At 36.4% G+C, this 14,836-nt stretch carries 8 protein-coding genes and 1 pseudogene; 5 read left to right on the top strand and 4 right to left on the bottom strand.

Features of this window, described 5'->3' with window-relative positions; translation table 11 throughout:
- The 5 genes from AC3DU7_RS08905 to clpB form a co-directional block, all read left to right on the top strand.
- Positions 1 to 2,130, top strand: a 2,130-nt coding sequence (locus AC3DU7_RS08905) for a DNA polymerase (RefSeq protein ID WP_488038995.1), incomplete at its 5' end; no start/stop codon positions are given.
- A gap of 764 nt (positions 2,131 to 2,894) precedes the next feature.
- The gene (locus AC3DU7_RS08900; RefSeq protein ID WP_488038994.1) at positions 2,895 to 3,416 is read left to right on the top strand and encodes a hypothetical protein; all 522 of its coding nucleotides are present in this window, start codon (positions 2,895 to 2,897) and stop codon (positions 3,414 to 3,416) included.
- A gap of 969 nt (positions 3,417 to 4,385) precedes the next feature.
- Entirely contained in the window at positions 4,386 to 5,075 is a 690-nt protein-coding gene (locus tag AC3DU7_RS08895; RefSeq protein WP_488038993.1) for an RNA-guided endonuclease TnpB family protein, read from the top strand.
- Between the two features lie 439 nt (positions 5,076 to 5,514).
- Positions 5,515 to 7,242, top strand: a complete 1,728-nt coding sequence (locus AC3DU7_RS08890; RefSeq protein ID WP_488038992.1) for a sensor histidine kinase — start codon at positions 5,515 to 5,517, stop codon at positions 7,240 to 7,242.
- Between the two features lie 821 nt (positions 7,243 to 8,063).
- Positions 8,064 to 10,676: an ATP-dependent chaperone ClpB gene (gene clpB / locus AC3DU7_RS08885; RefSeq protein WP_488038991.1), complete on the top strand. Its 2,613-nt coding sequence runs from the start codon at positions 8,064 to 8,066 to the stop codon at positions 10,674 to 10,676.
- Between the two features lie 353 nt (positions 10,677 to 11,029).
- Here clpB and AC3DU7_RS08880 read toward each other — a convergent pair whose 3' ends face one another.
- The 4 genes and pseudogenes from AC3DU7_RS08880 to AC3DU7_RS08865 all read right to left on the bottom strand — a co-directional run.
- The gene (locus AC3DU7_RS08880; RefSeq protein WP_488038990.1) at positions 11,030 to 11,902 is read right to left on the bottom strand and encodes a DMT family transporter; all 873 of its coding nucleotides are present in this window, start codon (positions 11,900 to 11,902) and stop codon (positions 11,030 to 11,032) included.
- A 6-nt stretch (positions 11,903 to 11,908) separates the two neighbouring features.
- Entirely contained in the window at positions 11,909 to 12,868 is a 960-nt protein-coding gene (locus tag AC3DU7_RS08875) for a beta/alpha barrel domain-containing protein (protein WP_488038989.1), read from the bottom strand.
- Between the two features lies 1 nt (position 12,869).
- Positions 12,870 to 14,516 (bottom strand): hypothetical protein, encoded by a 1,647-nt coding sequence (locus AC3DU7_RS08870; RefSeq protein WP_488038988.1) that lies wholly within the window; start codon positions 14,514 to 14,516, stop codon positions 12,870 to 12,872.
- A gap of 195 nt (positions 14,517 to 14,711) precedes the next feature.
- Positions 14,712 to 14,836, bottom strand: a pseudogene (locus AC3DU7_RS08865) (IS630 family transposase); the annotation flags it as partial.

Below are 14,836 nucleotides of genomic sequence, written 5' to 3'. Positions count from 1 at the left end.
AGCGCAGAAGATACAAAGGCAGCTCAACAACAAACCACAATAAAATCAGAAATAAAACCTCAAATTATTGATACTCCAGAAAAGTTAAATCAGTTAGTAAATATTTTAAAAGAACAGAAAAATCCTCAGACTCCCGTGGCTTGGGATACGGAAACTACATCTTTAGAACCACGAGATGCAGGGTTGGTTGGTATTGGTTGTTGTTGGGGAAAAAATATAGAAGATATTGCTTATATTCCTACCGGACATAAGGCAGGAAAAAATCTAGATAAGGGAAAAGTATTGGAGGCTTTAAAACCAATTTTAGAAGGTTTTGATTATCCGAAAGTATTTCAAAATGCCAAATTTGATAGATTAGTTTTTAGCTGTCAAGGAATTAAATTGGCTGGGGTTGTTTTTGACACAATGTTGGCAAGTTATGTATTAAATCCTGGAGCAAAACATAGTCTGGAAGAAATATATATTAGACATCTGAGAACTGCTGGAATAAATTTAAAAAGTTATGGTGATGTAGTCTCTAAAAATCAAACTATTGCTGACTTAGAGATTCTGAAAGTAGCGGACTATTGTGGAACTCAAGTTTTTGTGACATTTCAGTTAGTAGAAAAGTTAAGAGCTGAATTAGAAAAAGCTGATAAAAATCAACCTTCAGAAAAATCTTTGTACAAATTATTAGTAGATGTAGAACAACCATTAGAATCTGTTTTGGCAGAAATGGAATATCTGGGAATTAGCATCGATATTGAATATCTCAAAAAATTCTCAGTCCAATTGAAAAAAGATTTAGAAGCCATTGAAAAAAGAGCTTTTGAAACTGTAGATACTCGAATTTTACAGGAATATCTCATAACTGAAATTCAAAATATAGAGACTGACTCATTCACTAATCAACAAGAATTAAAAAAAGCAATATCTAGCCCCATATTAAAAGCTTATATTACCAAATTATCAAAAGAGCAAAGACAAAACTCAGAAGAAATTGAAAATCAAATCAATCAAGCAGAAACAAGTGATTTTTTAAACCTTAACTCACCATCTCAATTAAGCGAACTACTGTTTAATATACTGAATCAAAATCAGAAAAAATCTCGGAAAATTAAGACTGGTTATTCTACAGATGTAGTTGTCTTAGAAAAATTACAAGAAGAAAGTCAACATCATCCCATCATTGATGAAATATTAAACCATCGAACTTTATACAAACTATTTTCTACCTATGTCGAAGCCATACCAAAATTAGTTCGTACAGATACTCAGCGAGTTCATACAAACTTTAATCAAACTCAAACAGATACAGGACGTTTATCTTCCTCCGAACCAAACTTACAAAATATTCCCATTGGTACAGAATTTTCTCGGCAAATTCGTCAGGCATTTATCCCCAAAAAAGATTGGTTATTAGTCGCCGCAGATTATTCACAAATTGAATTAAGAATATTAGCTCACTTAAGTCAAGAACCAGTATTGATAGAAGCTTATCAAAATAATCAAGATGTACATACTGTCACGGCAAAACTATTATTTGAAAAAGCAGAAATTACATCAGATGAACGTCGTGTCGGTAAAACAATAAACTTTGGCGTAATTTATGGTATGGGGGCACAAAAATTAGCAAGGTCTGTCGGAATAAGCGTCAAAGAAAGTAAACAATTTTTAGACAAATATAAACAAAAATATTCTCAAGTATTTGAGTATTTAGGTAAGTTAAAAAAAGAAGCGATCGCTCAAGGTTATGTAGAAACAATATTAGGTCGTCGGCGTTATTTTGAATTTGAATCTAAAACTCTCCGAGATTTAAAAGGTAGGCAACCAGAAGAAATTAACCTAGATGAATTTAAACGTTTAAGTCAAAATGATGCTCAACTTTTAAGGGCAGCAGCTAACTCGCCTATTCAAGGTTCAAGTGCAGATATTATTAAAATTGCTATGATAAAATTCCATGAAATATTGGCAAATTATCAGGCAAAATTATTATTACAAGTCCATGATGAATTAGTATTTGAAGTTCCATCATTAGAGTGGCAAGAGTTGGAGCAAGTAATTAAATCTACAATGGAAAATGCCATAGATTTAAAAGTACCTCTAATAGTAGATATTCATACTGGAAAAAATTGGATGGAGACTAAATAATACCAGCAGGAGAGTAGAGGAGTAAGGGAGTGGGGGAGTAGGGGAGTGGGGGAGTGGAGGAGTGAGGGCGTAGGGGAGTGAGGGAGTAGGGCAGTGGAGGAGAAATAAACGTAATAATAATTGGTGCGCTTCCAGGGTACTAATCATCAAAAAGGCGCTCCTGTTTGTGTTAATTACTTGATAGTTGAAGTGCTACCTAAGAGACTGTTTGTAAAAGGAATAGACATCTCCCAAAAAATCAAATCAATTATTGTCCCTAAATTATCAATTATTTCTCCCTGTTTCCTATTCCCTGTTCCCTATCTAATGATTAATTTTAAGGAATAGACATCTCCAAAAAAATCAAATCAATTATTGTCTCTAAATTATCAGTTATTTCTCCCTGTTCCCTATCTAATGATTAATTTTAAGTAATAGACATCTCCAAAAAAAAACAATCAATTATTATCCCTAAATTATCAATTATTTCTCCCTGTTCTCTGTTCCCTGTTTCCGATAATCAGTTATTAAGTAATTAACTTATGTCGAATAATTTTTTTGCTACTTTCAGGTAAGTTAATGTTAATTATTCTTATGTTTAATTCTCCCCCACTCCCCCACTCCCCTACTCCCCTACTCCCCTACTCAAGAAAATATAGAAAAGTTTTTGAGAAATGGTATCCCCTGTTCCCTGTTCCCTATTCCTTATAAAAGATTTTTATTGTGCAAGAGATATGTTAAACTCCTGACTGTAGTTTACGAAGAATCTTCATTTGAGTAAATCAATGGATACCAAAAAATTAGTTTTAGGTGGAATTGGTTTGGTATTAGGTAGTGCAATAGTTGCAACTGCTGCCAGTGTTGAACTTAGTGTTGAACAAGAACAAGTAATATGTAAGCTGAAAGAGACAGTAGAACAACAAGAAGGAGCTGGCAAAAAACTAGTCTTCTGGCCACTAATTGGAAAAGTGAAAGAAAGAGTAGAAGTTCCTTTTACAGCCAAATTATCTTCTAATACGTCCTATACAATTCTAGCAGTATGTGATGATAATTGTAATGACTTAAATTTAACCCTGAAAAATCAACAGGGTGAAAAAATAGCCAATGATGAAAAACAGGATGGGATACCAGTAATCTCTTTTACTCCCACAGAAAAGAGCGATTATCGAATTACTGCACGACCAGATAAATGTTCAACTGAACTATGTGAATTTGGCATGGTTTTATTTGTTCCTGAAAGTGTCGATCTAGATGTGGCCTCTGAACTACCAGATGATTTATATCTATTTAAGTTTTGCCAACAGTAAGTAATAAATTAGTAAAAGTAATTAAGTTAAGTTAATATTCTCAAAATTTTTCTGAGAAATAAAAAGTTATACGAAAAATTAATATTTTTTTGCTTGACCAATACTCATACAGTGAAAAATGCAATAAAATTACTCAGTAAATGTGAAGTGTATTGCAAATGCTTATATTTCTTGCTCTGGTGCTTCCTACTCCCTAAAAACTCAAATTTTACCCATCCGAACGAGAAAGTCTATATACTTCTTTAAATTACAACTTAGTAATTTATACCATTTTCAAAAGATTGCTAAATTTAGAGTTAGTAAGAGAATGGTATAGATTGATTCATTAATTGATAATTACCTCTCCTTAAAAGGGAGAGGACTGACCAACGCCGAACAAATTTATTCTCTTGGTCGATTGGATATGGCAAGGAGACCTGCTCTTGACAGAGCCACTCCGAAGATCGCCATCCAACCCTACGGGAAGCTCCGCTTTTTCCTAGGTCATGCTCCGCAAACATGTCGGCGACAGCCGTTAACGTAGTTATGCGCTAGCAAAACGACCGCTTTTTTCCCCTTGAAATGGGAGGCTTTTAACCTAAATTGTTTAATTAGGGCTTTCTGAAAAAGTCTTATGGATGAATGAAGGAGTCAGGAGTCAGAAGAAGTGGGAATATAGACGAGGTAGTAGGAAAAATTAAGGGACAATTTTTCTGCCATAATCATCCCAAAATACTAGCTTTTTGAGCTTTTTCCACCTAAAAACTGATACTTTTTTAGATAAAAAAATTCTCAAACCAATATCAGTCAATGCTTTGAGATTTAATCAGCAAGCCCTAATTATTTAATCATTTAATTATTCGGTAAAATACAAGTTGTTAAGGATAATTAGAAACAAGCTTTATTTGTTGAATTTTCTAGGAATGTGTGAGAAGTAAGCCTGGATAGTTAATCTAACTAAAAACTATACTGTCAAAAAAATTTTCTTGAATGGGGATTGGAAAGCTGAGATTGGCGGGGAAGTCTCTAAAGAGAAAAACTAAGGGCTCTAATAACTACCAAAAGGCGAGACTGAAAGTAGCTAGGATACACGCAAAAATTAAAGATTCAAGAGGAGACTATACCCACAAGCTGACCACTCAATTAATCAGAGAAAATCAAACTGTTGTAGTTGAGGACTTGGCAGTAAAAAACATGGTCAAAAACCATAAATTAGCTAGAGCAATAAGTGATGCCAACTGGTCCAAATTAGTCAGGCAATTAGAATACAAAGCTCAATGGTATGGACGGGAATTAATCAAGATTGATAGATATTTTCCTAGTTCAAAGCGTTGTTCTAATTGTGGGCATATAGTAGAAAGATTACCTCTAAGTGTAAGAGAGTTGGATTGCCCAGAGTGTGCAGCTCACCATGACAGGGACATAAACGCTTCAATAAATATTTTGCGGATGGGAACCCGCGTCGGCCTCAGACGCAAGCGGTCGGACCCCGCGCCGCCGACAGCTCGCTTGCGGAACGCCGACCAAGAGAGGGAACGCCCACCCTCGAAGGCTGCGGGACTCGCAGTGTCAGTCTGTGGAGCGACTGTAAGACCTGAAGGGATTAAGCCTCCGAAGGCGGGTGCTAAGAAACAGAAAACCCCTAACAGTGATGTTAGGGAATCCCGCGCTGTCTCGTGAGAGCAGCGTCGGGAGGATGTCAAGCTCGGTAGTAATATAAATGTAAATAATTTATACTAATTCCGAGCGATTAAAACATAAGCATTCAGCTATAAGCTTATTGCTTTTAATTTAGGATAAAAGCTTTATTAATTATCTTACTACAAAAGTTTGATCCCTTGCCTTTAAAGTCTAGTTGTAAATTTAAACACTGTCCTATATGAGAGAGTCTAGTTGCTGATAGCTGACAGCTAATAGCTGTTTGCGCAGCATTCCGCAGGAAATGCTTACATTAAAACATTAGTAGTATTGTCAAAAAAAATATATTGTGGTATCAAAGAAAAACTTCACATAATTAATCATGGGAAGTAATGAAATAATATGGGCTAAAAGACCGTTATAAATATTAGATTAGAATAAAATATACTGTTATGAATATGGCCAAGGAATACCAGTGCAGATGTCTTTAACTTCTACATCAGAAAAACAGTCTACAATCCGGGATAAAACCGGATCAAAAAATCTGTCTAGTAGCATAGGAATCAGAAAGAAAATAAGTTTTGGCTATATATTAGCGATCGCCGTTGCAACTTTAGGAATACTGACAGGGCGGATATTTGAGTTGAATTATAAACATCAAATTAGAGAACAAATAGAACAGGCTCAAGCACAGGTAAATTTACTCACGAAGCTCACGACAAAAGCATTGAAGGTGAATATAATTCAAAAAGAGCGGCCAAAATTAGTTAATGACCGGAAAGTTTTAGAAGCAAAAATCTCCCAAGAGTTATCCAGTATTTATGAAATTAATACTATTTTCAAGCAACTTCAATTAATGCCAGAAGTAGAAGATAAAAGTCTCCATAAAAAATACTATATTCCACTTCAAGAATTGATCGATAATTATTTTAATCCTGTAGAAGCCTATATTAAAAAATTAGAAAACTTAGTTCAAGAAATCAAACAAATTCCTCCTGAAAAACAAGTAGAAAATTCTCCTGAAACAACAGTAAAAGTAGAGAGTTTATCCTCAACATCACTTAGTCAAATTACTAATAGTGAAGTAGCAATAAAACTGGAAAAACTGTCACAAGATTCAGAAAAGTTAACTACATTATTTAATCAAAGAGTAGAACAAGGATTTAGAGATTATCAAAAAGCAGAAGCATTAGGAATTCAAATATTAATAGGTAGCCTACTACTATCGATAATTATTGCAGTAATAATGGCTATTTATACCGGAAGTTCCATCGTGATTCCCCTCAAAGATATCATCAAAGTTGCCCAACAAGTGACAGAAGAAGCTAACTTTGAACTACAACTTCCTGTAACTACAGAAGATGAAATAGGACAATTAACCTTATCTCTCAATGAATTAATTGGTAAGGTAGCAAAATACACTGAACAACTCCAGGAAGCTAAACTAAAAGCAGAAGCAGCAAACCGTTCTAAAAGTGCTTTTTTAGCTACCATGAGTCATGAACTTCGTACACCTTTAAATGCTATTATTGGATATAGTGAAATTCTTTATGAAGAAGCTGAAGAAGAAGGATATGAAGACTTTATGCTGGATCTAGATAGAATTAAGATTGCAGGTAAACACCTTCTAGAAATGATTAGTGATATCTTAGATATTTCCAAAATTGAAGCAGGTCAAGTAACACTTTATTTAGAAAGTATTGAAGTTGAACAGTTAGTTCAAGATGTAGTTGGTACAGCGAAAAATCTCACAGAAAAAAACCGTAATAGCTTCAAATTACTGTTAGGAGAAAATTTAGGTACAATGTATGCTGATATGCCAAAAGTCAGACAAGTACTGATAAATTTATTGGGTAATGCAGCTAAGTTTACACAAGATGGTTTGATTACTTTGAGTGTGGAAAGAGTAAGTAAGAAGGTGAAAAATCCTCAAAATCAAAACTTACAGTCGTTTAATAATTCAAATAATTACATAGTTTTTCGGGTGTCTGATACTGGTATTGGCATGACAGAAGACCAGTTAAAGCATATATTTAAACCTTTTACTCAAGCAGATGCTTCTACGACTCGTCGATATGGTGGTACTGGTTTAGGGTTGGCAATATGTCAACGTTTGTGTGAGAGGATGGGGGCAAGAATTTATGTTAAAAGTAAATCAGAGCAAGGTTCTACATTTACTGTTTGGTTTCCAGAAAGAGTAATGCTCTGATTGGTATTTGAGTATGTTCAATAATGGATAATGGATAATTGATAATTACCTCTCCCTAAAAGGAAGAGGATTGAATAAAAGGAGAAAATTTATTTTTTTCCCCTTGAAAGGGGAGGCTTTAAACCTGAATTATTGAACTATTGAATTATTAATTATTCGGTAAAGATTCTATAAAAAAATCAGTTAAGTTTAATAAAAGTAATATTTAAGAGGGCATAATGTAAGCATTTAGCGGTCAGCGTTCAGCTAGCCTCTTACAGAGGAACTGCGGACTTCAGCTATGAGTTATTAAGTCACTATCACACCAGAGGAGGAATTACTCTCCAAAGAGAATTAAAACTTATGTTTGCGTAGCATTCCGCAAGAAATAAAAAGGCTATGAGCTACTAAGGTAGTCCTGTACCTTTAAAAGCCGTTAGCTCCGCATTCCGTAGCAAATGCTGAATACTTACCGTATAATTGATAATAAAAAACTGTTTTTTCTACTAAAATTTATGCAAAAAAAAAAGCAGAAAGCAGAAGTAATAATCTTATACTTTCTGAGTTTTAAGATTTTGATATGTCCTCAGTTTTCCTTTGGAATTTTTGTAAATTATGAATTATGGCTTTTGCATTATGACTCTTTACTGCTACTAAAATATTACGACTTAAATAGGATTGCTATATAAAAAAAACTAAAAAATATGCAATTAAATAATCCTAACAAATTTAAGGGTAAATACCCAATAAAAAACAACGGTTTTTTCTACTAAAATTTATTCAGTTATACAAGTTAAAATTAAATAAAAAGATATAGACAAAAAATAAAAAAACAAAAAACTATGCAACTAAATAATCCTAACCAATTTACAGAAAAAACTTGGGAAGCGATCGCTAGAACTCCAGACATGGCTAAAACCTTCCAACAACAACAAATCGAAAGTGAACTCTTAATGAAAGCTTTGTTAGAACAAAATGGACTCGCAACCAGTCTATTTAACAAAGCAGGTGTCTCAACTTCCAAAGTACAAGAATACACAGACGCATTTATTAGCCGTCAACCCAAAGTTAAAAATACACCCAGCAATATCTACTTAGGTCGTAGTCTCGACACCTTGTCAGACAATGCCGAAAAATATCGTCAAGAATATGGAGACGAATATATCTCCGTTGAACATTTCATGCTTGCTTATATCAAAGACGACCGCTTTGGTAAAAAGCTCTATCAAGAATTTAAACTAGATGAAGCTAAACTCAAAGAAACTATTTCCCAAGTTAGAGGCAACCAAAAAGTAACCGACAAAAACCCAGAAGGTAAATACGAAGCTCTGGAAAAATATGGTCGCGACCTGACAGAATTTGCTCGCGAAGGAAAACTCGACCCCGTTATTGGAAGGGATGACGAAATTAGACGCACTATTCAAATACTTAGTCGTCGCACCAAAAATAACCCAGTATTAATAGGTGAACCCGGAGTCGGCAAAACAGCGATCGCTGAAGGTCTCGCCCAACGTATTATTACTGGAGACGTTCCTCAGTCTCTCAAAGACCGCCAACTCATCGCCCTAGACATGGGTGCTTTAATTGCTGGTGCTAAGTTTAGGGGCGAATTTGAAGAGCGCTTGAAAGCTGTACTCAAAGAAGTCACTGACTCAGACGGTAAAGTAATCTTATTTATAGATGAAATTCATACAGTTGTGGGAGCAGGGGCAACTCAAGGGGCAATGGATGCAGGAAATTTGCTCAAGCCAATGTTAGCTAGAGGGGAACTCCGGTGTATTGGAGCAACAACTCTTGATGAGTACCGTAAATACATCGAAAAAGATGCTGCTTTAGAACGTCGCTTCCAACAAGTTTTTGTAGACCAACCCAGTGTAGGAGACACCATCTCTATTTTACGGGGTCTTAAAGAACGCTATGAAGTACATCACGGCGTAAAAATCTCCGATAGTTCCCTCGTCGCTGCTGCTACTCTATCTACTCGTTATATTAGCGATCGCTTCCTTCCAGACAAAGCAATAGACTTAGTAGACGAAGCGGCAGCTAAACTCAAAATGGAAATTACCTCCAAACCAGAGGAGCTTGATGAAATTGACCGCAAAATTCTGCAACTAGAAATGGAGAGGTTATCACTACAAAAAGAAAGTGACGCTGCTTCCAAAGAAAGGTTGGAAAGACTAGAAAAAGATTTGGCTAATTTGAAAGAAGAGCAACGCACCCTAACTGCTCAGTGGGAAGCAGAAAAAGGCATCATTGGTAAAATTCAGACTATTAAAGAAGAGATAGATAAAGTTAATATTGAAATTCAGCAAGCAGAGCGAAATTATGACCTCAACCGTGCTGCTGAGTTGAAATACGGTAATTTGATTAATCTACAAAAACAAGTAGAAGAGGCAGAAACTAAACTCGAAGCAACTCAAACCAGCGGTCAAACTTTGTTACGGGAAGAGGTGACAGAAGCAGATATTGCTGAAATTATTTCTAAGTGGACTGGCATTCCCATCAGTAAATTAGTGGAGTCGGAAAAAGAAAAGCTGCTGCACCTCGAAGAAGAATTACATCAGCGAGTTATTGGTCAGGATGAGGCAGTAACTGCTGTTTCTGATGCCATTCAGCGATCGCGTGCAGGTTTAGCAGACCCCAACCGTCCGGTAGCTAGTTTTATTTTCCTCGGCCCTACTGGTGTTGGTAAAACAGAGTTAGGAAAAGCATTGGCAGCATATTTATTTGACACCGCAGATGCGATGGTGCGCATTGATATGTCTGAATATATGGAAAAACATTCTGTGTCTCGTTTAATAGGGGCACCTCCTGGATATGTTGGTTATGATGAAGGAGGTCAGTTAACCGAAGCTATTCGTCGTCGTCCATACACGGTGATTTTGTTTGATGAAATTGAAAAAGCACATCCAGATGTGTTTAATATCATGCTGCAAGTTTTGGATGATGGGCGAGTTACTGATTCTCAAGGTCACAAAGTTGATTTTAAGAATAGCGTGATTATTATGACAAGTAATATTGGTTCTCAGTTTATATTAGATGTCACTGACGATCATGAGAAAGTACAGAGTCGAGTCATGGAAGCGTTACGTGCTGCTTTCCGTCCAGAGTTTCTCAACCGTATTGATGAAACTATTATTTTCAAAGGGTTACAGAAAGAGCAATTACGGGAAATTGTGCAATTACAAATTGTACGTCTAGAGAAACGGTTAGCTGAACGAAATATGTCACTGAAGCTTGCTGATGCTGCTGTTGACTTTTTAGCAGAAGTTGGGTATGACCCTGTATATGGCGCTCGTCCATTAAAGCGGGCAATTCAGCGAGAGTTGGAAACGCAAATTGCTAAGGGTATTTTGCGTAGTGAATTTAATGATGGTGACACTATTTTTGTGGATGTTGAAAATGAGCGACTTTCGTTTCAACGGTTGCCATCGGAGTTAGTTATGGCTAAATGAAGTCAAAAGTCAAAAGTTAGATTTTATAGGGTTAAAACAAAGTAGGGACGTTGTATATAATGTTCCTTACTCTCAACTATATAATACCATTTCTCAAAAACTCTTCTACATTTTGTTGAGCAGGGGAGCAGGGGAGTGGGGAAGAAGCAGACATAAGAATAATTGGTTGTGCATCAAGAAAGTGTGGGAATGGGAAAGTGGAATGATCTACCTATCCCACACTTTGCGCTCTGCACAACCGGCTCTTATTGCTTACACAGCTCTAAAACATTACCATTTTTAGCTGATAGATTATGGGAGGGTTAATCTCTAACATGAGTTCAATTTAAGCAATTTTCCCCCTCCACTTTTTTTCACTCTGGGCTTTTAGGCTTGAATTTAGCCTCATTGACTAAAACAACACCTGCCATAATCGTACCTCCTCCAACAATAGATAAAAGAGCAGGTTTTTCGTCTAACCATAGCCAACCAACAATGATTGCAACAACTGGAACTAAATATAGAAAGCTAGATGCTCGTGCAGTTGAAAAGTTAGCTAAAGCATAAGTCCAAGCAATGTAGGCACAAGCGGCTGGAAACATCCCTAAATAGGCAATAGTTAAACTTACCTCTAGAGAAGAAGGAATTTTGAGAAAGAATAACATAGGTAATGTCCCTCCCCAAAGCGTATAACAAGCAAGTTCCAGGGGAGAATATTTACTGAAAAAAGGACGCTGGAGAATGTAGTAGAGGCTTTGGGAAAAGGCTGCTATCAGAATTAGTACTGATGAAAAAGCAAAACTGAAGTCATTACCTTGACCAATAACAATTAGTGACACACCACTAAAGCCAACCAACATTCCTAGCCAACTTCGTCGTGACAGCGATTCACCCAAAAACGCTGCTGCTAGCAAAGCTGCCATACAAGGACTGGAGGCATTTAAGAGACTTGCAGTTCCAGCAGGAATCGTCAGCTGTCCCCAGGACAGTAAAAGATGATATACTGAAATGCCAAGGATACCCTGAGCTAGTAGGAGAGGAATGTCCTTGGTATCCGGCCTGCGAATTTGCTTTGAGAGTAAAGCAAATATCAATAAGACTGAAGATGCAATAAAGAATCTCAAAGCCACTAAATTAAGAGGATCAAACCTTTGAACAGCATAGCGAACGCCGGGAAAGGCAGATCCCCAAAATAAAACAGCAATAATAATCCCAACTAAACCAGTAGAAATATTGAGTTTTTTCATAGAGATTTACAGAATTTCCAAGGCAACTTTTTCTACCAAAGCGTAGCTGTGTTCTTGAGGTTTTTCTTTGCCCATAGCTGCAATTAGTTGTTCGACTGGAATATCCAATTTATGCCCAACCTGACGAATTGACTGTAATAACAAGGAATTGACATCATAAATCCCACAACTAATATCAACCAATCTGCCATCTGTACGAACTGGTAAAAGAGGTGAAATGACTGTGTCAGCAAGCTTAGCAATGCGAATCGCGTCGTAAGGTTTACTTTGAGTCATCATAATACCAGCTAATTTCTCAGTTTGAGCGTTTCCAGCTCCTCGTGCCATACCACAAACGGCTGTGTCAACGAACTCCGCTCCAGCATCTAGAGCTGCCAAGGAATTAGCAACTCCTAGTCCAAGATTATCATGCCCATGAAATCCAACTTGGCAGTAGGATTTGGCAGCTTCAATATACTCTTTGACCTGTGTTGGAAGTAATGATCCAAATGAGTCAACAATGTAGAAAATTGATACTCCAGCAGATTGAGAATATTCTGCAAGTTTAGAAATGTTATCAGGTTTAATGTATGATGAAGCCATACAGTTTATACTGACAGGCATCCCCCGACTAGCTAAAAATTCAGCACTGGGTAGAGCTTTTTCAAATTCCCATGGATAAATAGCAATTCGTACTAAATTAACAGGAAGTAATATCAGCTCTTCAAGGTTAGGTTGATAGTCAGGAATAATCAGAACTGAAAGTTTAGCCTGACACTTTGGTAGTTTTTTAAAAAAATCTCGATTGCAGTGGGAAGTCAGTCCAGGATTATTTGAAAGTTTGCCAACTCCACCAAAATAACCTACTTCAATGTAGTCTATACCTGATACAGAAAGTTCACTCACAAGGAACTCAATAGTTTGCCAGGGAAATTGCCAGTCATTTAAATTGCCACCATCACGCAGCGTGCAGTCTAAAATTTTCATCTCAATTCTCCAAACTAATAATAAGAATATCTTTTGAGGAACCTGGATCGATTAAAGTTTCAAGTGCGCTATCCAAGTCATCAAAGATACTCACTTTACCCAGGAATCGTTGCTGCCAGTTTTCAACTATACTTGCACCAACAGTTTCAGGAGGTTGACACTGGTGTCCTCCTGTTGTGTGAGAACCACCATTTTCTAGTATCACAGTGAAAACTTTTTTACCAAATTTGATGCGATGGTAATTGAGCAAATTAACACCTTTCCAAGCACTATGACAAAATGTGTAATCACCTAAAACTACTCCAGGACATAAATCTTTGCTATCTTCAACAGATAAGTATCCTAATAATTGCTCAACTTCACTACCCATTGGTCCCATAAATTTGACTGAACTTTCCCATTTAGTTCCCATCACCGCATATCGAGTCCGTCCAGTGCTTACAGAAAGGCAAGGTTCTAGTCCAAATTTTTTGGCAGTACGACAAATGGCTTCATAAGCAATTAAGTATCGTTCCTGTTTCGGATTTTTTGAAAAGGGATAGTCTTTAATGGGCTGGAAAAATTCTTTGTTGGAGCCATGTTTAAATTTAAAGAGATGAAGAATCTGCACAATAGAATTATCCTCAAGCTCTCCAACAGCATTAATTAGAGCAATGCCACATACTTTCTGCTGCCCATAGATCGATACTTTCAAACCATATCTTTGAGTCAAACAACGAATTTTCTGTTCAAGGTAGGGTTCCCAGCTCTCTAATACGAGAATACTTTCGTAGCGATTAAAAGCATCTACAATCTTTGTCTCTGGTAATGGACTGATTGTATTGATTTCTAAAACATCAAAATCTAAGTGATGTGTTTGAATAATCCGATAGATTCTATCAGCGATATTACCTGAAACTACAATTAGTTGATTATTCGTATTTTGGTATGTGTGTGGATTCAGAGATTTCGTCAGAGAAATAACATCCTCCTCAAGAAGCTGGGAGTTAACAATGCGACTAATCGTGAAACCTTCTGATGCAAAATAATCAGTATTCTTAGGAATATGGGGTGTCTTTTGATACAGCTTTTGACTAGCACATAAATACGAAGAGCTAATCGGATAAGAAGAATTAACTAGGCTAGAAATAAGTCGAAAAACTACAGGTTTGCGAAGTTTAGTTGAAACTTCAAGGCAAAACTGCATTGATTCAAAAATTGTGTTCGCTGATGGCTCAACTAAGGAAATGCGTGAAGTATCACATAGATATCTTGTGTCATTTCCTGTCTGTGAACCCGTCCCAACTTCATCCCCTACGATAAAAATGAAGGGTGATCGGAGTTCATAGTTAGCTAACGTTGCTAGCAGTTCCTGAACTGCTAAAAAACCAGAGTGCTTCATAACAGCAAAGACAGGGATACCTAGAGCGTTAATCCCAATAAGTCGCCGAACCATATCAACTTCTTCAAAATCCACAAATCCATATCCTAGAGATTCAACGATAGAAGTGGTTGGACTACCCGGAACACAGTAGAGGAAATGTCCTTCCACAGCGCGTATCGCTTGAGCAATTAGAGCAGCTCCAGTATTTTTCGTTGCTAATGAGGAACTATCGTCATTTCTAGGAAATTGTGATGCTTTTGTTATCAATAAATTTGCATAGCTCATCAAGTGTATAACTCCTGAAAACTTAAGAGTAAAAATTCGGATGCGATCTTAGGCACTAGCGAAACAAATTCATGCTTTTTGTTTCTTATGTTTGTAATATAGCAGAATCTAAATAGTCTGTTTAGTTTATTATAATAATTTCTTAATTATAAGATTATACTTATATATATAGTCATTCTGAATAAGACTGGGACACTAAGAGACACAATAATCTCGAATGATATCATCAATGGATTTATCTTTTCCTTCGTACATTCTTTTCTTCTTTAATGCACCAAAGTCGTGTTCTATATCATTTAAATCTGGAGAGTATTTAGGAA

The organism is Okeania sp., from assembly GCF_983059655.1.
This window is presented reverse-complemented; position numbering and strand designations above follow the sequence as displayed.